Consider the following 25446-nt stretch of genomic DNA (forward strand, 5'->3'; position numbering starts at 1 on the left):
CGCGGCTTGCACACAGTTCATCGCGTAGCGCAGCGCGAGCAGCGCCGCTACATGCGGAAATCCGCCGCCATGTCTTCGTCGGTGCGCGCCTCGAGCTGGCCGCCGCGGCACGCTTTCAGGAACACGTCGTAATCGCGCTCCACCTGATCCGCGTAGGCGGCCGCATAACCGGTGAGCGCTTCCGCGAACTGGTCGCCACGGCCGATATACGCGCTGACTTCAATCGCCTGCCCGCTCGCCTTGGCATGCGCGCGCGCCATGATCCAGCCGCATAGCCGCGCATAGCCTCCCAGCAGTTCGATATCGAACAGCTCGATGTTCGCCGAGAGCTTCATATCGCGTAGCTGCCGGAAATAGAAATGCCGCCCGAGCGGCCCCGTCGCCCAACCGAGAAAGATATCGCTCGCGGCCTGCAGCATGCGCTGTCCCTGCACGACGCGCTCGCCCTCGTGCTTGTGGGCTGGCGACTTGTAGAACCGCGCGATCACCGAAGGCCGCGCCTCCTTCATTTGCAGGAACAGCGGCTTACCCATGTGATCGACCAACAGCACCACCATGCAGCGCGTGCCGACGCTACCCACGCCCACCACCTTGAACACGATATCCTGCACGGTGAAATGACTGAGCAGTTCGCGCCGATCATGCGACATCGTCTTCAGATACTCGCCCCACATGCGCTCGAGCATCTTGCGCGAGTTCCCGGTTCTGTACGCTTCGGTCTCTTCCTCGGTGAACAGCGTGTTCGCACCGAGCACATGGAACAGCGCCGGTGGCGCGTCGCGGATCGTCCAGCGTTCGCCGTCGCGCTCCGCCATTTTCTCGAGCAGGTTTTCGTGCGTCCGGCTCGCGGCTTTTTCCATGCCGCGCCGCACAGCGCGACGGGCTTCCGGCGTCAGCGCGGTTTCCGCCATGCGGTCGAAGGTGATGCGGTCGTACCAGAGTTCGAGCGCGCCGCATTGCGCATACTGCGACATGCGATCGCGGTATTCGGTGACCGCCGTCATCACGAGATTTTCCGCCGCGCCCCGACTCAGGCGCATATGACGCGCGGCGACGACGAGGCTCGCGGTCAAACGCTTCAGGTCCCACTCGAACGGTCCGACCGATACCTCGTCGAAGTCGTTCAGATCGAAGATGAGTTGCCGCTCCGGCGTAGCGAAACCGCCGAAATTCATCAGATGGCCGTCGCCGCAGATTGGCATGGTCAGGCCGGAGTCGCGCACCTGGCTGAGGTCGTGCGCCTGCAGAAGCGCGGTGCCGCGAAAAAACGTGAAAGGCGAGGCGGCCATGCGCCCATAGCGCAGCGGCACGAGGTTGTGCACCCGATCCTCGCTGCTTTGCCTGAGCAACTCGATCGGGTTGCGGTTCAGTTCGCCTACCGCCTTATGGCTCGAACGTTTCGAATGCTCGCGAGCGGCACGGCCCCGGGCCTCCCGTTCGGCGATGGTGCTGGCTTTCATGCTGTTCTCCGTTTTTCCGGTTCTTGACTAGCGGTTCGAGAGACTGCTTCTGCTGGCACGACGACATCCGGCGACTGACGCATGAGCCCTCACCAACGATAGCCCACACCGCCAAAAATCACATCCGAATCGCGATCATAACGGGTCACGACGCGGTTCCATTCGAGCCGCGCGTTCCAGTGCCCGGTCAGCCGATAGGAGCCCGCAATCGTGACGAGGCCGGAGAACTTGCCGGCGCCCGGCCCGGGGGTCGCGCTGTTTTCGTTCTCGTTGATCGCATAGTAAACACCAAGGCCGACCGCCAGCGAAACCTTGTCGTCGAGAAACGCGCGCGTGGCCCACAACTGGCTCGTCAGGCCATCGCGCCGCGCCACCTTGCTGCTGCCTTCGTGAAGATAGCCGACTGTCACGTCGAGATACTTCGCGAGGCCGCGCCGGTACTCGACTGCGCCGCCCAGCGCAGTCGGCGAACTGGTCGAGTTGACGATGGTTTTGCCGAGATACACCGCCACTTCGTTATTGGTGACCTTGTGCGCGCTGCCGCTCGCCCAGTCGCGCGGACCGGGTGAGCCCGGCGCGTCGAGCTGATAGCCGACGCCGAACATCACGCCGCTCGAATCCGGTCCGCGCTGAACGTGCACGCGATTCAACTGAAGCTGCGTAATCCACCGGTTCGACGCGTAGTACGCGGCGCGGACGCTGTACACCACACCCCAGCCGTGCGTGTTGGAATAGCTGCCGCCCTGCTCGGAGGTGGTCGTATCGAAATAGCGATAGGGGCCGACACCGGCTTGCAGCACGAATTGCGGACTGCCCACGGGAATGCGCGCCCACAACTGGACCATCTGGCCGTCACGGTGATGGTCGGGAATATGCCCTTCGTTGAGCCAGGTGAAGCTCGCGGCGAAATATTGTCCGAGGCCTTCCTGATAGTTGAAGGCCCACGTATACGTGTTGATACTGCTCGCGCGCGAGCCGCCGCCGAATAGCGAAAATTCCTGGGCGTCACTGAGCGTGGGAATGAACAGCAGACCGGCGCCCGTGAGGCAGGCGGCGGCCTTGTGACCCAGCCAACGTTGAGCAGCAGATGTCGAGGCTCGCAAAGGGGATTCCTCTCCGGTTGAGTGCTGGCGCTGCCGGGGTTCGTGATCGGCGGGGCACGGTTACGCGGCAAGGCTCGCACATGAGTGGCCGGCGATGCAAATTGCACGTCATGCTAGCAGACCGATCGGTATAAAGGTTACGTATCCTCTTTGCATCAGCGGGGCATAGTGACTCGGGTTATACCGAGAGCGCCCAATACAGGTTGCAACGGCAACGATCTCGAAACGCGGGCAAATTTACCGGCGTCTTTTTCGAAAACTAACTGATTAGTGAATTTTCGGCGTTTCACGCGGACGAGCACTTCAGCAACGGCGAATTCAGCCGTTTACCCATACATGCAAAAACTTTTGTGACGCACCAGAAAAGTCCTCGAAACAGGACCTGCTCTGATCGAGCATGCGCCGCGCAAGATAATCGGAGAGAGTATGTTTGTTGCAATCGGGTGGCTTCTGGTGATCGGTTCTGTGATCGGTAGCTTTATCGGCGTGGGCGGGCACTTGCCGGCGCTGCTTCAGCCCTTCGAATTACTGTGTATTTTTGGTGCGGCAATCGGCGCGTTTGTCGTGAGCAATCCGACTTCCACGCTGCGCAAAACCATCAAGGCGATTCCGTCGTGTTTCAAAGGTGGCGGCTACACCAAGGAAAAATATCTGGAGCTGATCGCGCTGCTTTATGAACTGCTTCAGAAGGCGCGCAAAGAAGGCATGATGTCGCTCGAAGCCGAGGTCGGTGCGCCGGAAGAAAGCGTGATTTTCCAGAAGTATTCGCACGTGCTGGAAGATCATCATCTGCTCGACTTCATTGTCGATTATCTGCGCATGATGTCCGGCGGCAATGTGAACGTGCTCGAAGTGCAGGACCTGATGGATGAGGAACTGGCCACGCATCACGCGGAAGCATCGGTCGCGGCCAACGCGATTCAGAAGATGGCCGATGGCCTGCCCGCCTTCGGTATCGTCGCCGCGGTCATGGGCGTCGTTCACACCATGGGTTCGGTGGGCGCACCGCCCGCCGCGCTCGGCGAGATGATCGCCGGCGCGCTGGTCGGCACATTCCTCGGCATTCTGCTCGCATATGGCTTCATCGGCCCCATGGCCGATCTGCTCAACGCAAAGGGCCGCGCCGAAGCCAAGCCGTACCAGTGCGTGAAGGCTGTGCTGCTCGCGTCGCTCTCCGGCTATGCGCCGCCGATCGCAGTCGAGTTCGGCCGCAAGGTACTGTTCACCGCCGACCGTCCGAGCTTCCAGGAACTCGACGACGCCGTGCGCGCCACCAAGATGCCGAAGTCGGCCTGACGCGGAGCGGCATGATGAGCGAAAGAAGATCGCGCGCCTCGCAGGATGAGCGGCCGCCGGCGCCGGTGATCGTGCGCCGTTCGAAAAGAGCCGCCGACCATGGCGGCAATCACGGCGGCGCATGGAAGATCGCCTACGCCGATTTCGTCACCGCGATGATGGCGTTCTTCCTGCTGATGTGGCTGCTCGGCTCCACGTCGAAATTTGACAAGCAGGGTATCGAGGATTATTTCAACACGCCGCTGTCGAGCCTGCTCGGTGGCAATGAAGGCACAGCCGCCGCGCGTCCGAGCGTGGTGCAAGGCGGCGGCCGCGACATCTCCGATACGACGCCTGCAGTCGGCAGGAAAAGCCAGGCCGAACCGACGCCGCCCTCCGCGGCGACGCCGTCGGTGGCACCGTCCGATGCGGCGCGTCTCGAGCAACTGAAGGCGAAGCTCAGCGCCTTGATCGAACAAAGCCCCACTTTGAAGGCATTCAAGGATCAGATCCGCATCTCGCTCACGAACGAAGGGCTGCGTATCGAGATCGTCGATTCGCAGAACCGGCCGATGTTCCCTTCCGGCAGTTCGAAGCTTCAGCCGTATGCGGTGACGATCCTCACGCAGATCGGCGCAGCGCTGAACGACGTCGACAACCGCGTTTCAATCGCCGGCCATACGGATGCGGTACCGTACACCGCGGGTCCGGAAGGGTACTCGAACTGGGAGCTGTCGTCGGAACGCGCGAACGCCGCCCGCCGCGCGCTGGTCGCCGGCGGCATGCATGGCGAAAAGCTGCTGCAGGTGCGCGGACTGGCCGACGTATTGCCGCTGAACAGCCATGTGACCGACGAGCCGACCAATCGGCGCATCAGCATTCTGGTGTTGAACAAGGCCGCGGAACTCGCCTTCTTTCACGACGGCGGACGCACCGCGATCGACGAAGCCACGCCGGCAAGTTCAGCCATACCCGCAGTGGTCGAACGCTTGCAACCCGTGACCGGTTCGCATAGCACGCCGTAGCATTTTTCGGCCGCGCGTCCGATAGATTTGGCGGGTGCGCTCGATAACGCACATTGCGCAGCACCTGTGTGTATAAAATCGAACCCATGCGCCCCGCCCTTTCCGAGCAACGGGAGCCCGAACTTCCGCTGCATACGCCCAGTGTGTCGTCGGTGACACTCGCCGCGATCATCGCCGTCATTGCGTGGATTTCGATCGTCGCGCAAGCCGAGGTCACGATCGATCGCACGCTCGCCCGCGGGCTCACCGTGCTCGACGGCCTCGCCCGCATGAGCAGTTACCTCACCAATCTCACGGCGCTCGCCTGCGCGATCTGTTTTACCTGTGTGGCCTTGCGTAGGCACAGATCGGCGCCCGCGCGCTTTTTCCGGCAGCCTACCGTCGTCACCGCCGTGGTGGTGTATATGGCCTTCGTGGGGATCGCCTACAACCTGCTGTTGCGCGGTTACTGGACGCCCACGGCATTGCAGATGCTGCTCAACGAATCGCTCCATAGCGTCTTGCCCATGCTCGCCGCGCTCTACTGGGTGCTGTTTGTGCCGCGCTTTCATCTCAAGCTGCGGCATTGTCTGTGGTGGTTGGTGTATCCGCTGACCTATCTCGGCGTGACCTTCTGGCGCGGGCGCTTGTCCGATTTCTACCCTTATCCGTTCATCAACGTCGACAGGCTCGGGTTCACGCACGCGGCGGTGAATTCGGCGCTGCTGTTTGGCGGCTTCCTGATGCTGATGGCCATCTTCGTGGGGATCAATTCCCGGCGGCGCCACTGAGCGCCCGTCCGGCGCCCCTTGTTTCCCTTTTTCGCTCGGGCGCGCTTCTTGCGCCCTGTCTGGTGAACGTAAGTCGCGCTTTCCGGCGCGGCGTACGTGAGACCTTGGTGTGACAGCGTTGCGATCGCAATGGCTCACACGTAAATTTGACAATGGGAGCAAAAACGTATGGACACCAATTCGGCAGCCAATTCAGCGGAAGGCACGGTCAAGGAAGTCGCGGGCAAGGTACAGGGCGCCGTCGGCGACGTGCTGGGGGATACCGGCACACAACTGGCCGGCAAGGCGAAAGAACTCAGCGGCAAAGCCCAGCAACTGGCCGCGAGCACGACGAGTCTCGTGCGTGAGACCACGGCGGAAAGCCCATTTACCGCGATCGCGGTGGTAGCGCTCGCCGGTTTTGTGGCTGGCGCGCTGTGGGCGCACGGTGCGGCGGGACGCGACTATCGCCGTTGATTTTTGACGGGGTTGACCACCGGGCGATCTGCTTCAGGCGATCGCCCGTTTCGCGTTCGTAGACCGCCGTTCGTACCCCGCCGGTTTTGCACGGCTTTACGCGCCGCCTTTCTTGCGACGCCCCGCGCCCATCTCCAGTTCGACCCACGTAGGCGCATGATCGCTCGCGTGCGGCTCGCCCCGCACCCAGCGGTCGACGCCCGCATCGCGCATGCGCGGCGCGAGGTCGGCGCTCAGCAGCAGATGGTCGATGCGCAAGCCGGAGTTCGTGTCCCAATGCCGGCGGAAATAGTCCCAGAAGGTGTAGACCCGCTCGTCGCCGAAATGCGTTCGCAGCGCGTCGGTCCAGCCTTGCGCGAGCAGCCGCTGGTAACGCTCGCGGCTCTCGGGTTGCAGCAGCGCGTCCTTCAGCCAGGACCGCGGGTTGTAGATGTCTTCGTCGGTGGGCACCACGTTGAAATCGCCGGCCAGCACGACCGGATGAGCGCTTTTGTACAGCTTCGCCGCGTGCTTGATCAAATGGTCGAACCACGCCAGCTTGTAATCGAACTTGGGGCCTGGTTGCGGATTGCCGTTCGGTAGGTAGAGGCACGCCACCAGCACGCCGCCCACTGCGGCTTCGAGATAGCGGCTGTGCGTGTCGTCCTCGAAACCGGGCAGGCCACGGCGGCTCTCCAGCGGCGCTTCGCCCTTCGACAGGATCGCCACGCCGTTCCATGCGCTCTGCCCTTGCCAGATCGCGCCGTAGCCCGCGTCGCGCAGTTGCTCCACGGGAAACGCGCTGTCCACCGCTTTGAGTTCCTGCAAACAGACGATGTCGGGCGCCTCGCGCTCGAGCCACTGCAGCAGCGCCGGCAGGCGCGAGCGGATCCCGTTGATGTTGAAGGTCGCGATTCGAAGCCTGGCCACGGCATGTCCTCCCTGCAATGCGTGCTATTGCGCCGCCGCGTCGCACCACTCGATCGCCCACGACCTCGCGCATGAAATGGCATCCGCCTGGTCGGAAAAGGCGTCGATGTCGCCGGAATCGTGCGACTGGACGTGCTCGTTTTTGCGCGGCGCGCGAGTGATCTTCGCTCTCGCGTAGTAGAGGCCGTCGTCGTCATGGCGGGCGCGGCAATCGATATGGAAATGCCGGTAGTCGAACTGCATTCGATCTCCTTTGAACGCGCTTCACTGCATCTGCCGTAGCATCGCTTATACCCGGGCAACTGTCCTCACAGCACGACGGCAGTCGCGCGCGCCGACCTCGCGCGCGTGATTGCCGTCGTTGTGAGCCCGCGCGTGCCGTCCGCGCGAATCAGTTCGGCACGTTCACCGCGCCGTTGGTCACGGTGATCGCATTGATGCCCGGACTCGCCGCGATCGCCGGCAGATTGGCCGTGGTCAGCGCGGGGGCGGCGCCGGCCGTGCCGCCACGGGGCACCGTGTGAATCACCTGCGACGGCGGCAGCGGCGTACCGCTCTTCAGATGACTCCACATCAGATTGAGCGCCTGAAGATTGTAGTAATGCAGCGGCACGAAGCGCGAGTCGAACCCCGCCACGCCGAGGAACGCATCGAAATGCTGGGCGTTCGTCACTTCGTAGAACGAGAGCTTGCTCGCCCCGCCTTCGCTTAATTGATTCAGGCCGAGATACGGCCGCGACGCATGGTTGATCGGCACCAGCGCATCCGCGCGGCCCTGCACGATGATGGCAGGCTTGCCATGCAGATTCGCGTTCACGCGAATGGCCTCGACGCTGTTGGCCAGCGTGCCGTTCGTCCACAGCGTACGCAGGCAGGAGGCGCCCGAGTAACTGCCGTCGGGGGTCGCCAGCCGGTGGTCCGCCGCTCCGCCGCCCGAGTTGAACACGAGGTTGATGCCGTTGGTCGGCGGCACCCCGTTGCCATTGCCGAACACCGTGAGCATCGGCGACACGGCCGGTGTCACGCCGGCCGTTCCCGTCGCGCTCGTCGTGCCGAAGCTGAAGTCGCAAAGGTTGGCGGTGACGCTCGCTTTCGCGTACGCATTTGCGTAAGTCACTGCAACAGCCGGCACCGCTTGCGAGTCCCACATCGGCGCTTGCAGCAGATCGGAGTCGGTTTGGTAGCCGTTCTGATGCATCAACGCCAGCGCGTTGATCGCCTGGGTCGTCACGTCCCCACCCGCGATCACGCCGGCGCTAGCGAGCGACGCGCAGCGGGCGATGCGAATCGCCGTGGTCGTGGCGAGCGGCAGTGCCGTCAGATACGGTGCGCCGGCCGCGGCGGGCGCGAGCGCCGCGCACGGTTGCAACTGGTTGGCGAGCGTCATGTAGTCGGCGAGCGGCTTGCCGAATGCACCGACGGGCACGCCGCCCTGAGCCACCGACACCTGCGCGGGCAAGCGCAAATTGATCTGCGGTTCGCCGACGACAACCGCGGTGATCCAACCGGACGTGTCCTGTTCCGCCGCCGCGAGCGACGCGCCGCCGCCATTGCTCACCGAAGCCGCAATCGTCGTGATGCTTCCGCCCGCGTAACGCACGGTGCGGGTCGAACCGTTGAGGGCGCCATACGAATCGTTGAGCGCCCAGTACGCGAACTGGATCGCCTCCAACGTATCGTTGCCCCAATCCTTCTCGGGATTCTGCTGCGAGTGCGCATGCTTGAACGCGTAGCGATTCGGAAACTGGCTGTTGTAAGTGGCGAGATCGGTGTTGCCCAGGTTGGCCGTGAAGAGGCTGGCCTTGCCCGCGGCGGTGGCATCCTGCAAGGTGCCGTCGATCAGTGTGACCCGATTGGACGACAGTTCATGCGCACCGTTGCCACTGCCTTTGTCGGTGTACGCCACCGCGCAACCTCGCTTGAGCCCCCACTCGCCGGCGGCGGAAATCGCGCCGTACACGCCGCGCGAACCAGATGACGTCGCCGTGACTATGCACGGCTGATCAGGATTGAAGCTCGCTGGTATCTGCACCAGCATGGTGACGTTCTGCGTGCCGCTGCCGTCGTCGGCGTAAGCGAGATATTCCTTGCCGGCGATCTTGCCTTCGCCGAGCGTGTCGTTGCCGTTCAGATCGACATTCGGCCCCCAGAAGCGTCCATAACCTCCGTTCGCCGTCATGTCGACGAGCGCGCGATAGTTCGACCAGATGGCGAGGCGGCGGAGTTCGGCGGCGGTAGGCTGCGCAGCGTTGGCAATGGCCGGCGCGGCAGCCGATCCGAGGCCGGTTTTGCCGAGGCCGGCGGTGAGCAGGTCGTCGGTATTGCCGTCGTAGGATTGGCTCTTGACCGATGCGGTGGTGATAAAGCTGGGCAGCGTATTGGCTTGCGGTGGCGGGCTACTTTCGCTACCGCCGCTGTGGCATGCAGTCAGCACGACTGCCACCACCAACATGATCGCCAGGGTTGGCACAACCGGGACCGGTCGTTGCGTGGGCTCGACTCTGAGATTGGACTTCACGTTTTTCGTCTCCGATATTTGCTAATACCGTTGTGAATGCAACGGCACCGAAATTGCCGCGTACTGTCCAATGAATCGCGACGCTTCGGATACCGACGCATCGCTAGCCTGCATTGACCTTTCAATGGAGTCAATAGACGTCATGTCTTCGCATAACGAAAGTCAGGATCCGGGCGACGTCCAAGCCGCCATCCCAACACAACCTTCACGCCGCCGCTTTCTTCAATCTGCTGCCGCTGCCGCCACAGTCGGCGCTGCGCCGCATCTGCGCGCGCAAACCCAAACCCCGACCGCGCCGCCGGCTCAGGTTCAGCAAGCGGTGCCGCCGCGTCCGGTCACGCTGACCGTGAATGGCCGCGCATACACGCTGCAACTCGAGCCGCGCGTGACCTTGCTCGATGCATTAAGGGAATACGCGGGCCTGATGGGCACGAAGAAGGGCTGCGATCGCGGACAGTGCGGTGCATGCACGGTGCTCGCCGACGGCCGCCGTATCAACTCCTGCCTGACTCTCGCCGTGATGCATGAAGGCGAGACCATCACGACGGTTGAAGGGCTTGCCGCCAACGGCGCATTGAGTCCGATGCAGCGCGCCTTCATTGAACACGATGCCTTTCAATGCGGTTACTGTACGCCCGGGCAGTTGTGTTCCGCGACCGCCCTTCTGAGCGAATTCCGCAACGGCACCGCCAGCACCGTCACGGCCGATGTCCGCAGCCACCCCGCCCAACTCTCCGACGACGAAATCCGCGAACGCATGAGCGGCAACATTTGCCGCTGCGGTGCCTACGCGAATATCGTGGCCGCCGTGCGCGCGGTGCATGAAGGTGGCGGCCAGAACAACGGCACTAACACCCCTAACGCCTGACGGAGCGACAGCATGGATGCGATCTCATACGAACGCGCCGACGATGTCGCCGGCGCAGTGCGGGCAGCGCAGCAGCCAGGGGCGGTGTTCATCGGCGGCGGCACGAATCTGCTCGATCTGATGAAGGGCGGCGTAGCGCGGCCGATGCGGCTAATCGATATCACGCATATCAGCGGACTCGATACGGTCACCACACTGCCGGACGGCGGCATCCGGCTCGGCGCGCTGGTGCGCAATAGCGATGCCGCCAATCACGCGCTGGTGCGCGAGCAATACCCGTTGCTCTCGCAAGCATTTCTGGCGGGCGCGTCGTCGCAATTGCGCAATATGGCGACGGTCGGCGGCAATCTGCTGCAACGCACGCGTTGCGGTTACTTCTACGACACGGCCTTTACGCAGTGCAACAAGCGCGTGCCGGGCAGCGGCTGCGCGGCGCTCGACGGCCACAATCGCACCCATGCGATTCTCGGCGCGAGTCCGCAATGCATCGCGGTGAATCCGTCGGATATGAGCGTGGCGCTTGCCGCGCTCGATGCCGTGGTGCGCGTGAGCGGCCCGGCCGGCGAGCGAACCATTGCGTTCGCCGACTTTCACCGGCTTCCCGGCGACCGGCCCGATGTCGACACCACGTTGCAGCCGGGCGAATTGATTACCGCCGTCGATCTGCCGCCGCCGCTCTTCAGCGCGAACTCGCATTATCTGAAAGTGCGTGACCGCGCCAGTTACGCATTCGCGCTGATCTCGGTCGCCGCCGCCTTGCAGATGGACGGCACTCGCGTGAAGACCGCGCGCATCGCGTTGGGCGGCGTCGCGCACAAACCGTGGCGCGCGAGTGTCGCGGAACAGATGCTCAACGGCCAGCCGCTCACGCAAGCAACGCTGAATAACGCGGCCTCGGCCGCATTACGCGAAGCGCGGCCGCAGCGCGAGAATCGCTTCAAGGTGGAGCTCGCGCAGCGCGCGATCGTGCGCGCCGTGAACCAGGCCGCCGGGCACGCGGGAGGTGTCGCATGAATCTCATCGGCCAACCCGTCGACCGGATCGACGGTCTGCTCAAAGTCACCGGCGAAGCCCGTTACGCCGCCGAATTTCCCGAAGCGCGTCTCGCGCATGCGGTGCTCGTCACCAGCACGATCGCGCGCGGCACCATTGCATCGATCGATGCGAGCCGTGCGCAGTCACTGCCCGGCGTGCTGCTCGTGATGACTTATCAGAACGCGCCGCGTCTTCCGAACGGCGGCAAGGCCGCATTGGCGCCGCCAGCGGGGCGCCGCCTTTCGCTGCTTCAGGACAATCAGATTCACTACAGCAATGAGCCGGTCGCCGTGGTCGTGGCCGACACGCTTGAACACGCCACCGACGCCGCGCATCAATTGCGCATCACGTATCAGAGCGGCGCAGCGACGCTGGACTTCGCGCAGGCCAAGCCGAACGCGCACGCGCCGGACAAACCGCAAGGCCGGCAAACCGACACGCGACGCGGCAGCTTCGACGACGGCCTGCAAAGCGGTGCGGTACGCGTAGACGCGATGTACACCACGCCGATCGAACATCACAACCCGATGGAGCCGCACGCCACCATGGCGCGTTGGGACGGTCCGCAACTCACGCTCTACGATTCGACGCAAGGCGTCAGCAGCGCGGCGCAGGCAATCGCCAGAACGCTCGGCGTTTCGCCCGGCGATGTGCGCGTGATTTCGCCATTCGTGGGCGGCGGCTTCGGTTGCAAGGGCTCGTCGTGGTCGCATGTGTCCTTGTGCGCGATGGCGGCGAAGCAGACCGGGCGCCCCGTGCGGCTCGTCCTCGAACGGCCGCAAATGTTCGGGCCGGTCGGCGCGCGGCCGCGCACCGAACAGCATTTCGTGCTCGCCGCGCGCCACGACGGCACGCTGACCGCGATGCGCCACGACAGCATCTCGAACACCTCGGTGATCGAAGACTGGACCGAGACCTGCTGCATGGTCACGCGCATGCCGTACGCCGTGCCGAACCAGGTGACCACGCACCGCATCGTGCCGCTCAATCTCGGCACGCCGACCTTCATGCGCGCGCCGGGTGAGACGACCGGTTCGTTCGCGCTCGAATCGGCCATGGACGAACTCGCGGCGGCCTTGAAGATGGACCCGCTCGCGCTGCGCATCAAGAATTACGCCGAGGCCGATCCGCAGGAAAACAAGCCGTGGTCGGGCAAATCCTTGCGCGAGTGCTATCAGACCGGCGCGGAGAAATTCGGCTGGTCGCGCCGCTCGCCGGCGCCTCGCTCGATGCGCAACGGCAGCACGCTGATCGGCATGGGCATGGCGACCGCGACCTATCCGGCCAATCGCAGCGAAGCCAGCGCCCTTGCGCGGATCTTGCCGGACGGCACCGCGATGGTCGCCTCCGGGACGCAGGATATCGGCACTGGCACGTACACCGTGATGACCCAGGTGGCCGCCGACGCGCTCGGCTTCGCGCCGGAGAACATCCACTTCGCGCTCGGCGATTCGTCGCTGCCCAGAGCGCCGGTGTCGGGCGGATCGCAGTCGGCCGCGAGCGTATCGCCGGCCGTGCGGGACGCGGCGAGCCAGGCGCGCGGCCAGTTGATCGCGCTCGCGCTTGCCGATCACGCTTCGCCCGTGTACGGCATCGCGCTCGACGACATCACCGTGGAAAACGGCTGGGTGATGAGCCGCTCGCAACCGGGCAAGCGCGATCCGGCGGCGGCGATCATCGCGCGCTCGGGCGGCAGGCCGATCGAGGCGAGTGCGACCGTCAAGCCGGGCGACGAAAAGCAGAAGTATTCGTTCCACTCGTTCGGCGCGGTGTTCGCGGAGGTGCACGTCGATGCCGATCTCGGCACGATCCGCGTGGCACGCGTGGTCGGCGTGTACGACGTGGGTCGCGTGCTCAACCTGAAGACGGCGCGCAGCCAGTTGATGGGCGGCATCGTGTGGGGCATCGGGGCGGCGCTACAGGAAGAGACCTCGCTCGATACGCGCTATGGCCGCTTCACCAATGCAAATCTCGCCGAATATCACGTGCCGGTGAATGCCGATATCGGCTCGCTCGACATTACCTTTGTCGACCGGCCGGATCCATATATCAACTCGCTCGGGGTACGAGGTATCGGCGAGATCGGCATTACGGGCGTACCGGCGGCAATTGCGAACGCGGTGTATCACGCCACCGGCGTGCGCGTGCGCGATTTGCCCGTCACGCTCGATAAGGTCATGGGCGCGATGCAGGTTTGATGGGCGCGCTTTCGCGGTCGCGGCGCGAATCGAGGCGGCGAGCGCCGCGCATTGATATTCGCGCTTGCCTGTGGCCGCGTTGCATCGCACAATCGACCTCGTTCCCTTCTACCGGTGCCCGCCCATGGCCTACGCTTCGCTCGCCACTGGCGTGTTGCTCGCCGCCGGTTTCGGCTCGCGCTTCGACCCGGAAGGCCTCCACAGCAAACTGCTGGCACGCATGCCCGACGGCACGCCGGTGGCGCATGAAGCCGCGCATCGGCTGCTGCGGGTCGTGACGCAGGTGGTGGCCGTGGTGCGGCCGGGTTCGGACGCGCTCGCGCGGCTGCTCAACGAGGCCGGTTGCGACGTGGTGTTCGCTGCGGACGCCGAACGCGGCATGGGCGCAAGCCTCGCCGCCGGTGTCGAGGCAAGCGCGGAGGCCGAGGGCTGGATCGTCGCGCTTGCGGACATGCCGCGCATCGCCACTGCCACGATCGAAGCCGTGGCGCGCGCGCTGGACGGCGGCGCTTCGCTAGTCGCGCCGTTTTACCAGGGACAGCGCGGGCATCCGGTCGGCTTTGGCATCGAGCATCGCGACGCGCTGCTGGCGCTCGACGGCGATATGGGCGCCAGATCCTTGTTCATGTCGCAGCAGGTGACGCGGCTTGATGTGGACGATGCGGGTATCTTGCGCGACGTTGATACGCCCGAGGATTTGCGCAAGCTGTAGTTGTGCGCTTGGTCAGTCTGGCGTTGCCGGTAGACACACTGTCGTCGGCGCGATCGGCTGCCACTGCTGCCACGCTTGATCTGGACCGGCATTCAGGCGCATACTGTATATCCATACAGTATTTCAACCCACGCGGTTTGATGCGTTTAGTCACGCACAACCGCGGCGCGTCCGCATGAAACGTATTTCTATCGAACCGTCTTTTGCCGCCTGGCGCCATGCGGCGCGGGAACTGTTACGGCAAGGCGTCGAACCGGAGCGGATCGAGTGGGTTGAATGCGATTCGTGTGATCCGGCCGGCTCGGATAACGGCGACGCAAGCGCTCAACAAGGTTCCGCCACCGCTCCGGCCGCCCCTACGCCCGCCATTCCTCGTGAACTGCTCGCCTGGCTGAAAACGGCGGCGTGCTTTTACGCGCCGGACCGCTGGTCCCTGCTCTATCGCATCCTGTGGCGTTGGACACACGGCGAACGCCACGTCCTCGATCCGCAAGACGCCGACGGCGCGCTGCTCGATCAGCGCATCCAGTCGGTCGAGCACGAAACCGGCGATCTGGTGGCGCTCACTCTGTTCAGGCGACGCGATCCGTCCATGGGGCCGCCGGAATTCGTCGGCTGGTACGAGCCGCATCATGATGTGCTGGCGCAGGCCGCCGAGCGTTTTGCCGAGCGCATGGGCGATGCCACGTGGATGCTGGCGACGCCGCAGGGCGCGGTGTTCTGGAACGGCATGTTGCTGCGCATCAGCCGGCCGGCAACGGAGGAAAGCGGACACGTCACGCACGCTTTGGCGGCCGGCCAGTTGAACGAGCCAGCCACACCGGCATTGGGGCCAAGCCAGCCGAACGGGCCGACCACGCCGACATTGCCACCAGGCCAGCGGAACCGGCCAGCCACGCCGACATTGCCGCCCGCCGCCATGGCCGGCGAAGCCACGACCAGCGAGCCCACCGAGGCGCTTTGGCTCGCCTACTACGCCAGCGTATTCAATGGCGCGCCGGCGCCCATGCCGCTGCGTTACTGGAGAACGCCGCCCGCTGGTCCGCCGCTGCCCGCGCAACTCGCGTGCAAGCGCAGCCGTCTCGGCGCGCAGAGCGGCACTGTCACCGTTCCGGAGATGCCGCCGCCCGAATATTCGGCGGTGACGCCACCCTTGCGCGAGCCCACCGGCCCGCTGGCCACTTGCCGGCGCTGCGCGTTGTGGCGCAACGCAAAGCAGGCCGTCGCCGGCGCCGGTCCGGCTCACGCCGCGCTCATGGTGGTCGGCGAACAACCCGGCGAGCATGAGAACCAGCACGGCGTACCCTTCATGGGCCCCGCCGGTCAACTGCTCGACACGGTGCTTGCGCGCGCCGGCCTCGATCGCGCGGCGCTCTATCTGGCCTATGCCGTCAAGCATTACAAATGGGAAACGCTGGAGCAGCAGCGCGTCCACCGAACGCCCGCGCGGCGCGAGGTCGAGGCTTGCCAGTACTGGCTGGACCACGAGCTCGCGCAGATCGCGCCGCGCGTGGTCGTCACACTCGGCGCGACGGCGCTGAAGGCGTTGACCGGCGCGCACGTCAATCTGTCGGAATATCTGGGGCAGACCATCGATCACGGCGGCCGGCTGATCGTGCCGACGTGGCATCCATCTTATGCGCTGAAAATGGCCGACAGCCGGCTGCGCGAGGATATCGTCGCGGGCATGGTGACGGCGTTCAGCCACGCGGCGGCATTGGCGGCGAAAGCGGTGTAGCTTTTTTACCGCTGGATTTGTGCTGCTCGCGCACGCGTCGGCTTTATTGATTGACTATCGTATGCCTCTGCTCATCCAAAATCATTGCAGGGCCGTTGCCACCTTGACCTGCTCGTTTTCGAACGCGGGCTGGAAGGCATCGAGGTCGTCGTCAGTCATGCCTACCGGTGCCGACTTCGCGACGCGTTTCCAGTCTCTGACCGCGTTGCGAACTTCATTGAGAATGCGTTTCGCCTCGTCGGCGGAGAGCCTGAAGTAAGGGGCTTCATTCATCACGGCCTCGATCGAGTCGACCGGCCCGTAGTCTTCATTGAGCCATAACTTCAACTCGGGGTCCTTATCCGGAAAAGGGTTGATGTCGAACGCCGGCGCGAGCCGCCACTGCCCATGCTCGACGTGCAGGAAACCGTGGTTCTGCACATGGTCGTCGACATTGGTAATCAGCAGATTGAACACGAGTCGCCGCCACAACTCCTCCAGGTCGCGCTTCGGGTCAGCACAACGCGCGATGATGCAATCAGCTATCTGGGTATAGGCGTGCTCTTCCTGCCGTGACGCTTGCAGCATGGAGCCAGCCGAGAGGTACGGAATCCGGCCGCCGTTCGCGACACGATCAAAGCGGCGCACGAGCGCAACCGGGATGTCTTCCGACATGACGATGCGCGATTGCGCCACCGTAATGCCGGCGGCTGCGGCCAGATGAAGAGCGAGCACTTCCCCACGCGTGACGCTGCGGTCGTCGTTGACGCTGGGAAATTTGCCGATGGCCAGTTGCCCGTCCTCATCGAGAATCGTGCACTTGGGTCGCATACCGCCAAGCGACGTCCCGCGCCCGCGCAAATACTTCAGGTCGGCTGCGGTTTCCCTGTTCATCTCGACCGCGCGAGTGGCGCCGATCAAATGACCCAATTCGAGCAAGGGCGGCGTGCCACGCCCTCTGTCTTCAATGCTGCGCAAATAGTTGCCCGCTTCGTCCACGAATCGCAACGCACCGATCCGGCTCATATCGTCGACGCCCAGCAGGTAGTCCATCTCCGTGAGCCCGGCGCGCGGCACCTCCAGCCCCTTCTCCTGCGCCGACTTGCGACGCCTTGCGTGGTCACGTGCGATCACCCGGCATCCCCACCCGTCGGGCTCGGTATCCGCAAATGCGAAGTGAAAAATCGAATCGTCTCTGCTGGGTGCCTTACGAAACTGCTGACCGTAAACCAGCTGCAAATCGGGCGAAATCTCGAACCGGTCGGTGGATTGCAGCCACGCTTCGTGATAAGCAAAGCTTGAGTTTTCGCGTGCGCCGTCCTTGTTGAAAGTCAGGGCGCCAACGGGAAGCGCCGCTTGCCCAAGCGCCACCCGGACGATCTGCTGCGACACAGGCCGCTTCATAGCGCCCCCGATTCTGGCGTGACACGTTTATTGCGAACCCGCTGCGGCAGTTGCTGGTTCATTAAGGTCAGCCCGATGGCATCGCCAGCGGAATCCATTAGTCCGTCGATTTTGTCCAGCTCACCCAGAACGAGAAACGCCTGCGCGATCGTGCCGATAGAGATACGTTCGTCGCCGTGTTCCATGCGACGCAGCGTAGCGACGGACGTCTGAATGCGCTCGGCCATTGACGCCTGGGTCAACCGGCGTCGACGGCGCGCCAGCGCAAGGTCGGCTCCGAGTTTCTTCAAGGCACGCACGACCGGCAGAGGGAGCGGATCTCTTTTTCTTTTAACGCTCACATGTGAGCGCTTATGAGGCTTTGCGGTTTCCATATGAGCGGTACTTCAGGATATGGGTTTCCTATTGTCCGCGCGCATTGTTCCTGGGTCAAGTAAATCGACTTAATCGCTCACAGATGATCTTTTATCAACATATAGGGATCATATGTGAGCGATTAACAGGAACTGAAAGTCGTGCGGATGGCGGCACACGCGTAGCCAAAAGGGACGTTCCGGGATTCACCCACCACCCGTCGAGCCCTCAGGCACGCGGCTTGCACATCACAAACCCGCCGCGCAAGCCGCCACGATTCCGCCTAAGCTGATGTGACGCCGCAATTTCCCAAGCACTGGCGCGACACTCGAGCCTCTACCCGTTTCGTCCCCGGCCCGCGCGTCGCGAACCCATCACACGCCCCATGAGCGAAACCAGCCCGCGCCTTTTCATTGTCTCGCCCCATTTCGACGACGCCGTCTTCAGTTGCGGCGCATTGCTCGCCGCCCATCCCGACGCCGCGGTCTGCACGGTATTCGCCGCGCCGCCCGAGCAGCCGATGCACACCGAATGGGATGAAAAGTCAGGCTTCACGGACGCCCATCAGGCCATCCACGAACGCACGCTGGAAGACAACCGCGCACTCGAAGTGCTCGACGCGATTCCGCTGCGCATGCCATTTCGCGACAGCCAGTATTCGGACTCGCCGTCGATCAGCAAAATGGCGGCGGCGCTCGAAGAAACCATCTACCGCACCACCGCCAACACCTTGCTGATGCCGCTCGGCCTGTATCACGACGATCACGTGCGAGTGTTCGAAGCCTGCTGTGAAATCCTGCCGCGCCTGTCGCATCTCACGTGGTTCGGCTACGAGGAAGCGATTCACCGGCGCACGCCCGGCGTGGTGCAGGCGCGGCTCGCGGATCTCGCGCAGCGCGGCATCGTCGCGACGCCCGCCAGTCCGAGCGCCGGCCACACCATCGATGCGCAGCGCCGCGCGCAACTCAAACGCGAGGCGGTCTATGCTTATGAGAGCCAGTTGCGCGCGTTTGGCGCAGGCAATTACGACGACATCTTCGCGACCGAGCGCTACTGGCAGCTCAGCGTGGGTCGTCGCGTGAAAAAGTAGCGGACGCGGCGCGCCGGAAAGGCCTACGCTTGAAGAGAACGGCCGGCGAGAGTTCGACGCCGTCGCCGCATCGGCTTCTTCTCCACTCAAAGGTGCTGCCATGAGCTACGACATGCATACCAGTCCGATTCCCGACCCCAACGCCGATCCGAACCGCGACCCGGAAGCCGATCCGCTGGTGCCGCCGTCGCCCGGCCATCACACAGAGGAGCCGCAGCGGCCCGATGGGCCGCCCGACAAAGACCCGGTGTGACCGCGTTGCGCGGCCAGCCACCGGAAGCGCGAATCAGCGCATCAGTTCGGTAAAGCCTTGCAACAGACGGTCGATGTCGGCGGTGTGAATGTTGCCCATCGTCGAGATGCGGAACAGTTCGGCCGACAAGCCGCCTTGCCCTGCATAGATGACGAAGCCGCGCGCCTTCAGCGCGTCGTGCAGGTGCGGATACGCGATGCCTTGCGGCAAACGGTAGGCGCGCAGCACCACCGACGACTCTTCCGGCGGCAACACGCTGCCGATGCCGCGCTCGGCAAGGCCCGCCCGCGCCTGTTCAGCCAGCGCCGCATAGCGCGCGTGTCGCGCGCGCCAGCCGCCTTCGTCGGCGAGTTCGCGCAGCGCTTCAACCAATGCGTAGTACGCATGCACCGAGGGCGTGAACGGCGTATTGCGCTGATCCTGCAACTTCGCGAGACGGCCGAGATCCAGGTAATACGTGCGGCTCGCCGCCTGCGCGAGCGCCGCGCGGCGCACCAGCACAAACGACGCGCCCGGCACACCATGCAGACATTTGTTCGCCGTGGCGGCCACCGCGTCGAGACTGGCGTCGGCGAAATCGATCGTCTCCGCGCCGAAGCTGCTCACGCCGTCCACCAGTAGACGCAGCCCCCGTTCGCGGCACAATGCGCTGAGCGCGGCCAGATCGTTCAGACGGCCCGTGGTGGTTTCATGATGGATCACGGCGACGTGCGTGAACGCCTTGTCCGCATCGAGGCGTTCGGCGATCCTGGCGAGATCGGGCGCCTGCATCCAGTCGTGCTTCAGCGATTCGTGCGCGATGCCGTATTGCGTCGCGATCTGCGAAATACGCTCGCCATACACGCCGTTTTCCACCACGAGCAGTTTGCCGTTCTGCGGCACCAGCGCGGCAGTCATGCTTTCGACGGCCGCCGTGCCGGAGCCGGTCATCAGCACCGCCTGCCATTCGCTCGCGTCGAGACCGTAGAGATCGACGAGGCGCGTGCGGGCCTCTTCCTGCAAATCGAAAAATTCGCTTTCGCGATGGCACAGATCCGTCTGCAACAGGCTGTTGCGAACGCGTTCGGTGAGCGTCACCGGGCCGGGATTAAGCAGCAGCATGAGCGTTCCCTGACGTTGAATCGAGTTTGACTCGAGGTTGACTTCAAGCCGCGCCGATGTGGCGCATCAGACGCGTCTTCACATCGGGCGGCGTGATGGTGGGACGCGGCAGCCCATCGGGTGTGCCGCGGCGAATGGCCAGACGCGCGAAGCGCGGGCCGTCGAGCGGCGCGGCTTCGAACAGGTCGTCGAGCACATTCACGTCGTCGCTTTCGACCGCCGACGCATAGCCGCACGCCGCCGCCACGCCCGCAAACGAAACTTGCGGCGAGACCGTCGCCTGGCCGCCGGTCGAATCGTGCGCGCCGTTATCGAGCAGCACGTGCGTGAGATTCGACGGGCCGTACGCGCCGATGGTGGCGAACGCGCCCATTCGCATCAGCGCGGCGCCGTCGCCGTCGAGCGCGACCACGTGCAGGTCGGGACGCGACAACGCAAGACCCAGTGCGAACGGCGTCACGCAACCCATTGAGCCGACCATGTACAACTGGTTCGCACGGTCGTCGATCGCATAGAGCTCGCGCCCGCAAAAGCCGGTCGACGCGAGCACCACCGTCGATTCGAGCGGCGTGTGCGCGATCACCTTGTTCAGCGCGTCGTGACGCGAAGCCAGTTCGCTCGCCGCCACATTCGCGAACCGCGATTGCGGCGTGACAGGCACGCGGCGCTCGCTCACACCGCTGTCCTTCAATTCGTACGGCGCCACGCTGCCCTTCTGCATCACGAGCGCGTACGGGCGGCCGGTTTCATCCATATGCGCGATGGCGCGATCGAGCGCCGGGCCGATTGCGTCGGCTTCGGTCGGGAAGGTTTCCCAGGGAATCTCCATCGTCTCGAGCATCGCGGGTGTAACCGGACCCATCAGCGCGTGCTGCGGTTCGTCGGCGACACCGGGCTGGCCGCGCCACGTCACGATCAGCAATTGCGGCAGACGGAAGGTCCACGTGAGCGAGGTCAACGGGCTCACGGCGTTGCCGAGCCCGGAGTTCTGCATCATGGTGATGCCGCGCCGGCCGTTTTGCGCGCCAAGCGTGACGCCCGCAATCAACGCGACGGCGTCGCCTTCATTGGCCGCCGACACGTAATGCAACGATTCGTTCTGCAACACGTAGTTGATGAACGGCGTCAGATAGGAGCACGGCACGCCCGCGTACCAGTCGAAGCCGCGCTCGCGCGCCGCCTCGACGAACTGTGCTGCCTCGATCATTGCGCGGCTCCGCTGGCTGCGTCCGTCGCATCTTTGCCGGCTGCGCCAACCGCGGCCGCGAACGGCGCCTGCGCGTGCGCGAAATCGCCAGCACGGCGGAAGTCTTCGAGGTCGTTCACGCCGCGCCAGTGGCCGTGCACGTATTGCACTTCGATCGATTCGCCCGCTTCGATCAGCGCGTTAAGCAACGCCGGCATGTCGAGCGACGCGAAATCCGCGCGCGCCTGCAACTGGCTCATCACCGCCTGCAGACGCTCACGGCCTTCACCGCGCACATTCAGCAGACCGACCCAGCGGCCATGCGGTGTTTGCGACGCGATCGCCGAGGATGCATCCTGCCCGCTCGACACATGACGCAGCACGACCTTGTTGCCGAACAAACCGCGATCGTCGGCGGCCGAACACCACGCGAAATCGCGCACACTGGCATTTTCGGCGTCGGTCAATGACGAATCGACCACCACGCTGAACGCCGCTTCGCTCTCCACGAGATCACGCAGGATATAGCTGCGGAACAGCAGATCGCCGTACGAGACCACCGTGTCGCCCGCGAGTTTATCGACCGCACACGCGAGCGACGCGAGTTCGCCGGTTTGCGCGTGCTGTTCATTGACGACGAGCTTGATGCCCGCCGTGTCGATCGCATCGGCGCGATAACCGCCGACCACGGTAATGTCGTTCACGCCCTGCTTCTTGAACGCATCGACGAGCCAGCGCAACAGCGGCTTGCCGGCGATCGGCAGCATCACCTTCGGACGGTCTTCGGTCACCGCTTCGAGACCCTTGCCGCGGCTCGCCGCGAGCACGACCGCGGAACCGGCGGCACGGCCGCTCGACAGGTAGCGATCCTCGGCTTCCGAGTATTCGTCGGCGTCTTGCAGGCGGAAGATTTCGTTGACGGCGGCAATGCTGTCTTCCACATTGACGAGCGTTTCGCTCGAATGGATTTCCTTGGCGACGGCCTGCATGGCCGACGTCGCCGCGCGGATCAAATGGTTCGCCCAGATCACCGTGCTGATGCCGGCTTCGCGGAACACTTCGGTGGGCGTGCTGTAGTACTTGGTCGGCACGATCACGAGCGGGCCGCGGCCGGCCCATTCGCGCGCGAATTCGAGAATTTCGTCGGGACGCGACAGCTTGCTGTGAATCAGGATCGCGTCCGCGCCGGCCTGGCGATACGCTTCCGCGCGACGCAGCGCTTCGTCCATACCCCAGCCGGCGATCAACGCTTCAACCCGCGCGACGATCGAAAAATTCTCATCGGACTGCGAGTCTTTACCGGCTTTGATCTTCCCGCAGAACTCATCCATATCGGCGAGCGGCTGCGCTTCGCCGTTGATGAAGCTGTTGGTCTTGGGGAATTGCTTGTCTTCGATACACACGCCGGCAATGCCGCGCTGTTCGAGTTTGCGCACCAGGCGGCGCACGTTGTTGAAGTTGCCGTAGCCGGTATCGCCGTCGAGCAGGATCGGCAGATCGCTGGCGTCCGCCATGAATTCGAGCGTGTCGACCACTTGCGTCCAGCTTGCTTCGTTGTTGTCGCGCACGCCGTATTGCGCGGAGATCGCGAGGCCCGAACCCCAGATGGCCTTGAAGCCGGCTTCGCGAACAATGCGGGCGGACAGGCCGTTATGGGCCTCCATCATGAATTCGAGTTCGTTGCTGACGAGCATCTGGCGCAGGCGCGCGCTACGGGAAACAGACACGAAAGCGGGTTCGCGGGCGTTCATTTTATGTACTCCTGGTGGCGGGCTTATCAATGCTCTTCTATTGCCCGGCTGGCGTCTGGAAAACGGCGACTATAGCGGAATTTTTATTTATTCGTCTTTTCCGTGACAGCGGTTTTCTTCATTTGCGGATAAGTGGAAAAATGTGTCGTTTTTTGCAATCCGCAATTGCGAGAAGTCGCTTGGATTTTATTGGCGTTTTGTGGAATTCTGCCGCAACCGCACGACCACGCTTCGACGGACGGCGCGTCCATTCGTTTTTGTCATCACGCGGTTGTGGCGATACCGAGGTTTTAGTACCCGTATTTTATTTACGGAAGGTTTTAACTCTTATTATCGATTCGCCAACACTGACATTTTCTCACCCGCAATAGTGCGGAATCCCGATTGAACGGCATCGAATAAATCAGCAAGTGCTGAATGCAGCATAAAGCCGCCCGCACGACGATAAAGTCCTTTTAGTCAGACGAATAAAATACCTGACAGCGGGTTTCCCCTGCCCTGCGCCGCTTCTGTCGCCGCGCCGTAAACACAGTCAGCGACAAGCCACTCGCCGCAAGCGAATCCAATCCCTGACCGACCACCGTTCGAAAGCAGAAACCGCTATGACCCTGAACAAAAAACTGACCTCGATGATCGCCGTCCTCTGGATCGGCCTGATCCTGATCGGCGGCTTCGGCGCATGGCAAAACCGTGCCTCCATGATCTCCGACCGCCGCGATCAGTTGAAATCGCTGATCGACCAGGCCGACCACATCGTCGAGCGCTACTACACGCTCGCGCAGCAGCACACCATCACGGACGAGGAAGCCAGAAAGCAGGCGCTCGATTCCCTCAAGGCGATGCGTTACGGCACGGACGGCTACATCTCCGTCAACAATTCGCAGCCCGTCATGCTGATGCATCCGTTCAAGCCGCAGATGGTCGGCAAGGACCTGACGCAATTCACCGATCCGGCGGGCAACCATCTGTTCGTCGATATCGTCAATGCGGGCAATCACGACGGCGGCGGCTTCGTCGACTACCTGTGGGCCAAGCCGGGCAGCGAAAAACCCGTGGCCAAGACCAGCTTCTCGCGTCACTTCGCGCCGTGGGACTGGTATATCGTCACCGGCATGTACATGGACGACGTGCAACGCGCGTTCTACGCCAATCTGCTGCGCTGGCTCGTCATTACCGTCGCGCTCGGCGCGATCGCCACCGCCGTCATGTTGCTGGTGCTGCGCAGTATTCGCCGTATGCTCGGCGGCGACCTCGAAGTGGCCGTCGAACACGCGCAGTTGATGGCGCGCGGCGATCTGGCCACGCGCGTGCCGGTTCAGTCGGACAACACCGGCAGCCTGCTGCATGCGCTTCAGGCGATGCAAGCCGGTCTGGTCGAAACGGTGTCGCGCGTGCGTCTCGGCACGGAAAACATCAATATCGGCGCGACCGAAATCGCCGCCGGCAACACGGACCTGTCGCAGCGCACGGAAGAACAGGCCGCCGCGCTCGTCGAGACGGCGTCGAGCATGGACCAGATGACAGTCAACGTGAAGCAGAACGCGGACAGCGCACTGCAGGCCGCGCATCTCGCCGGTCAGGCCGCGGACGTCGCCACGCGCGGCAGCCGCGTGGTGGACGACGTGGTGCGCACTATGGGCGAGATCACCACCAGCTCACGGCAGATCGGCGACATCATCGGCGTGATCGACGGCATCGCTTTCCAGACCAACATCCTGGCGCTCAACGCCGCCGTCGAAGCGGCGCGCGCGGGCGAACAGGGACGCGGCTTCGCGGTGGTCGCCGCCGAAGTGCGCAGCCTCGCGCAACGTTCGGCCACGGCGGCGAAGGAAATCAAGGCGTTGATCGAAACGTCGACAACTACCGTGGAATCCGGCGCGTCGCTGGTCGCCAACGCCGGCTCGACGATGGGCGAGATCGTGCAGTCGGTACGCCGCGTGAACGAGATTCTCGAGGAGATCAGCAACGCCTCGCGCGAACAGAGCGCGGGCATCGAGCAGGTCAATCGCGCGGTCGGCGAAATGGATCAGGTCACGCAGCAGAACGCGGCGCTGGTCGAAGAGGCCGCCGCCGCGGCGCATTCGTTGAAGGATCAGGTGGGTGTGCTGCGCGAAGCGATTTCGAGCTTCGCGCTGCCGGCCTGAGCGTTTTTACACCGCCCCACACGAGCAGCGGAACAGCAGAAGCAGCAAAAAAAGAAGGCGCTCAACAGGCAGGGAGCGCCTCTTTAACACGCCGCGTCGGAGTCGACGCATTAATCG

At 63.8% G+C, this 25446-nt stretch carries 22 protein-coding genes; 12 read left to right on the top strand and 10 right to left on the bottom strand.

Going from position 1 to position 25446, the window contains the following annotated elements; genetic code table 11:
• Window positions 1-47 precede the first annotated feature (47 nt).
• Entirely contained in the window at window positions 48-1460 is a 1413-nt protein-coding gene (locus B0G80_RS32745) for a DUF2252 domain-containing protein (RefSeq protein ID WP_116122000.1), read from the bottom strand.
• Between the two features lie 89 nt (window positions 1461-1549).
• A complete protein-coding gene (locus B0G80_RS32750; protein ID WP_408968709.1) occupies window positions 1550-2563 on the bottom strand; it encodes a hypothetical protein in 1014 nt (337 codons plus the stop codon).
• A gap of 426 nt (window positions 2564-2989) precedes the next feature.
• Here B0G80_RS32750 and motA point away from each other — a divergent pair, with 426 nt between their 5' ends.
• The 4 genes from motA (at window position 2990) to B0G80_RS32770 (ending at window position 6089) form a co-directional block, all read left to right on the top strand.
• Window positions 2990-3859: a flagellar motor stator protein MotA gene (gene motA / locus B0G80_RS32755; RefSeq protein ID WP_116122001.1), complete on the top strand. Its 870-nt coding sequence runs from the start codon at window positions 2990-2992 to the stop codon at window positions 3857-3859.
• Window positions 3860-3873: 14 nt separating this feature from the next.
• A complete protein-coding gene (motB, locus tag B0G80_RS32760; protein WP_116123808.1) occupies window positions 3874-4863 on the top strand; it encodes a flagellar motor protein MotB in 990 nt (329 codons plus the stop codon).
• Between the two features lie 86 nt (window positions 4864-4949).
• Window positions 4950-5633, top strand: coding sequence for a Pr6Pr family membrane protein (locus tag B0G80_RS32765; protein ID WP_116122002.1), 684 nt, complete (start codon window positions 4950-4952; stop codon window positions 5631-5633).
• A gap of 168 nt (window positions 5634-5801) precedes the next feature.
• On the top strand, window positions 5802-6089 hold the full coding sequence (locus B0G80_RS32770) for a CsbD family protein (RefSeq protein ID WP_106282441.1): 288 nt from the start codon (window positions 5802-5804) through the stop codon (window positions 6087-6089).
• A gap of 96 nt (window positions 6090-6185) precedes the next feature.
• Here B0G80_RS32770 and B0G80_RS32775 read toward each other — a convergent pair whose 3' ends face one another.
• From B0G80_RS32775 to B0G80_RS32785, 3 genes are all read right to left on the bottom strand, one after another.
• On the bottom strand, window positions 6186-6998 hold the full coding sequence (locus B0G80_RS32775; RefSeq protein ID WP_116122003.1) for an exodeoxyribonuclease III: 813 nt from the start codon (window positions 6996-6998) through the stop codon (window positions 6186-6188).
• 24 nt (window positions 6999-7022) lie between these two features.
• Entirely contained in the window at window positions 7023-7241 is a 219-nt protein-coding gene (locus tag B0G80_RS32780; protein ID WP_116122004.1) for a hypothetical protein, read from the bottom strand.
• Window positions 7242-7389: 148 nt separating this feature from the next.
• A complete protein-coding gene (locus tag B0G80_RS32785; RefSeq protein WP_116122005.1) occupies window positions 7390-9450 on the bottom strand; it encodes a D-(-)-3-hydroxybutyrate oligomer hydrolase in 2061 nt (686 codons plus the stop codon).
• Window positions 9451-9658: 208 nt separating this feature from the next.
• On the opposite strand from B0G80_RS32785, the gene B0G80_RS32790 reads away from it, so the two are divergent.
• The 5 genes from B0G80_RS32790 to B0G80_RS32810 all read left to right on the top strand — a co-directional run bounded on the left by B0G80_RS32790 (window position 9659) and on the right by B0G80_RS32810 (window position 16067).
• The gene (locus tag B0G80_RS32790) at window positions 9659-10384 is read left to right on the top strand and encodes a 2Fe-2S iron-sulfur cluster-binding protein (RefSeq protein ID WP_116122006.1); all 726 of its coding nucleotides are present in this window, start codon (window positions 9659-9661) and stop codon (window positions 10382-10384) included.
• Between the two features lie 12 nt (window positions 10385-10396).
• A complete protein-coding gene (locus B0G80_RS32795) occupies window positions 10397-11398 on the top strand; it encodes a xanthine dehydrogenase family protein subunit M (protein WP_116122007.1) in 1002 nt (333 codons plus the stop codon).
• Window positions 11395-13617 carry a xanthine dehydrogenase family protein molybdopterin-binding subunit gene (locus B0G80_RS32800; protein ID WP_116122008.1) on the top strand — a complete coding sequence of 741 codons (2223 nt, stop codon included), beginning with the start codon at window positions 11395-11397 and terminating at the stop codon, window positions 13615-13617. The genes B0G80_RS32795 and B0G80_RS32800 overlap by 4 nt, the downstream gene beginning before the upstream one ends.
• Before the next feature lie 124 nt (window positions 13618-13741).
• The gene (locus B0G80_RS32805) at window positions 13742-14329 is read left to right on the top strand and encodes an NTP transferase domain-containing protein (protein WP_116122009.1); all 588 of its coding nucleotides are present in this window, start codon (window positions 13742-13744) and stop codon (window positions 14327-14329) included.
• A gap of 175 nt (window positions 14330-14504) precedes the next feature.
• Window positions 14505-16067: a UdgX family uracil-DNA binding protein gene (locus B0G80_RS32810; RefSeq protein ID WP_116122010.1), complete on the top strand. Its 1563-nt coding sequence runs from the start codon at window positions 14505-14507 to the stop codon at window positions 16065-16067.
• 81 nt (window positions 16068-16148) lie between these two features.
• Here the strand turns inward: B0G80_RS32810 and B0G80_RS32815 are convergent, their stop codons facing one another.
• Together B0G80_RS32815 and B0G80_RS32820 are read right to left on the bottom strand one after the other, a co-directional pair.
• Window positions 16149-17450, bottom strand: a complete 1302-nt coding sequence (locus B0G80_RS32815; protein ID WP_116122011.1) for a type II toxin-antitoxin system HipA family toxin — start codon at window positions 17448-17450, stop codon at window positions 16149-16151.
• A complete protein-coding gene (locus B0G80_RS32820; RefSeq protein ID WP_116122012.1) occupies window positions 17447-17824 on the bottom strand; it encodes a helix-turn-helix domain-containing protein in 378 nt (125 codons plus the stop codon). Before B0G80_RS32820 ends, B0G80_RS32815 begins: the two co-directional genes overlap by 4 nt.
• Before the next feature lie 365 nt (window positions 17825-18189).
• On the opposite strand from B0G80_RS32820, the gene B0G80_RS32825 reads away from it, so the two are divergent.
• Together B0G80_RS32825 and B0G80_RS46150 are read left to right on the top strand one after the other, a co-directional pair.
• Window positions 18190-18894, top strand: a complete 705-nt coding sequence (locus B0G80_RS32825; RefSeq protein WP_106282452.1) for a PIG-L deacetylase family protein — start codon at window positions 18190-18192, stop codon at window positions 18892-18894.
• A gap of 112 nt (window positions 18895-19006) precedes the next feature.
• Entirely contained in the window at window positions 19007-19147 is a 141-nt protein-coding gene (locus tag B0G80_RS46150) for a hypothetical protein (RefSeq protein ID WP_165924003.1), read from the top strand.
• Between the two features lie 33 nt (window positions 19148-19180).
• Here the strand turns inward: B0G80_RS46150 and B0G80_RS32830 are convergent, their stop codons facing one another.
• The 3 genes from B0G80_RS32830 to aepX are packed head-to-tail and all read right to left on the bottom strand — an operon-like array spanning window position 19181 to window position 23185.
• Window positions 19181-20248, bottom strand: a complete 1068-nt coding sequence (locus tag B0G80_RS32830) for a 2-aminoethylphosphonate aminotransferase (RefSeq protein ID WP_116122013.1) — start codon at window positions 20246-20248, stop codon at window positions 19181-19183.
• Between the two features lie 43 nt (window positions 20249-20291).
• Entirely contained in the window at window positions 20292-21455 is a 1164-nt protein-coding gene (gene aepY / locus B0G80_RS32835; protein WP_116122014.1) for a phosphonopyruvate decarboxylase, read from the bottom strand.
• A complete protein-coding gene (gene aepX / locus B0G80_RS32840; protein WP_116122015.1) occupies window positions 21452-23185 on the bottom strand; it encodes a phosphoenolpyruvate mutase in 1734 nt (577 codons plus the stop codon). Before aepX ends, aepY begins: the two co-directional genes overlap by 4 nt.
• 602 nt (window positions 23186-23787) lie before the next feature.
• Between aepX and B0G80_RS32845 the strand changes: the two genes are divergently transcribed.
• Window positions 23788-25329 carry a methyl-accepting chemotaxis protein gene (locus B0G80_RS32845; protein ID WP_116122016.1) on the top strand — a complete coding sequence of 514 codons (1542 nt, stop codon included), beginning with the start codon at window positions 23788-23790 and terminating at the stop codon, window positions 25327-25329.
• The last annotated feature ends 117 nt before the right edge of the window (window positions 25330-25446 follow it).

The organism is Paraburkholderia sp. BL6669N2 (assembly GCF_003387275.1).
Taxonomy (GTDB): domain Bacteria; phylum Pseudomonadota; class Gammaproteobacteria; order Burkholderiales; family Burkholderiaceae; genus Paraburkholderia.

What these genes read in the sequence shown, in the direction of transcription:
- aepX (WP_116122015.1), bottom strand. Translation starts at nt 23,185, where the DNA reads ATGAACGCCCGCGAACCCGCTTTCGTGTCTGTTTCCCGTAGCGCGCGC.
- aepY (WP_116122014.1), bottom strand. Translation starts at nt 21,455, where the DNA reads ATGATCGAGGCAGCACAGTTCGTCGAGGCGGCGCGCGAGCGCGGCTTC.
- B0G80_RS32845 (WP_116122016.1), top strand. Translation starts at nt 23,788, where the DNA reads ATGACCCTGAACAAAAAACTGACCTCGATGATCGCCGTCCTCTGGATC.
- B0G80_RS32765 (WP_116122002.1), top strand. Translation starts at nt 4,950, where the DNA reads ATGCGCCCCGCCCTTTCCGAGCAACGGGAGCCCGAACTTCCGCTGCAT.
- B0G80_RS32770 (WP_106282441.1), top strand. Translation starts at nt 5,802, where the DNA reads ATGGACACCAATTCGGCAGCCAATTCAGCGGAAGGCACGGTCAAGGAA.
- B0G80_RS32790 (WP_116122006.1), top strand. Translation starts at nt 9,659, where the DNA reads ATGTCTTCGCATAACGAAAGTCAGGATCCGGGCGACGTCCAAGCCGCC.
- motA (WP_116122001.1), top strand. Translation starts at nt 2,990, where the DNA reads ATGTTTGTTGCAATCGGGTGGCTTCTGGTGATCGGTTCTGTGATCGGT.
- B0G80_RS32815 (WP_116122011.1), bottom strand. Translation starts at nt 17,450, where the DNA reads ATGAAGCGGCCTGTGTCGCAGCAGATCGTCCGGGTGGCGCTTGGGCAA.
- B0G80_RS32820 (WP_116122012.1), bottom strand. Translation starts at nt 17,824, where the DNA reads ATGGAAACCGCAAAGCCTCATAAGCGCTCACATGTGAGCGTTAAAAGA.
- B0G80_RS32800 (WP_116122008.1), top strand. Translation starts at nt 11,395, where the DNA reads ATGAATCTCATCGGCCAACCCGTCGACCGGATCGACGGTCTGCTCAAA.
- B0G80_RS32745 (WP_116122000.1), bottom strand. Translation starts at nt 1,460, where the DNA reads ATGAAAGCCAGCACCATCGCCGAACGGGAGGCCCGGGGCCGTGCCGCT.
- B0G80_RS32810 (WP_116122010.1), top strand. Translation starts at nt 14,505, where the DNA reads ATGAAACGTATTTCTATCGAACCGTCTTTTGCCGCCTGGCGCCATGCG.
- B0G80_RS32795 (WP_116122007.1), top strand. Translation starts at nt 10,397, where the DNA reads ATGGATGCGATCTCATACGAACGCGCCGACGATGTCGCCGGCGCAGTG.
- B0G80_RS32825 (WP_106282452.1), top strand. Translation starts at nt 18,190, where the DNA reads ATGAGCGAAACCAGCCCGCGCCTTTTCATTGTCTCGCCCCATTTCGAC.
- B0G80_RS32780 (WP_116122004.1), bottom strand. Translation starts at nt 7,241, where the DNA reads ATGCAGTTCGACTACCGGCATTTCCATATCGATTGCCGCGCCCGCCAT.
- B0G80_RS32785 (WP_116122005.1), bottom strand. Translation starts at nt 9,450, where the DNA reads ATGTTGGTGGTGGCAGTCGTGCTGACTGCATGCCACAGCGGCGGTAGC.
- B0G80_RS46150 (WP_165924003.1), top strand. Translation starts at nt 19,007, where the DNA reads ATGCATACCAGTCCGATTCCCGACCCCAACGCCGATCCGAACCGCGAC.
- motB (WP_116123808.1), top strand. Translation starts at nt 3,874, where the DNA reads ATGAGCGAAAGAAGATCGCGCGCCTCGCAGGATGAGCGGCCGCCGGCG.
- B0G80_RS32830 (WP_116122013.1), bottom strand. Translation starts at nt 20,248, where the DNA reads ATGCTGCTGCTTAATCCCGGCCCGGTGACGCTCACCGAACGCGTTCGC.
- B0G80_RS32805 (WP_116122009.1), top strand. Translation starts at nt 13,742, where the DNA reads ATGGCCTACGCTTCGCTCGCCACTGGCGTGTTGCTCGCCGCCGGTTTC.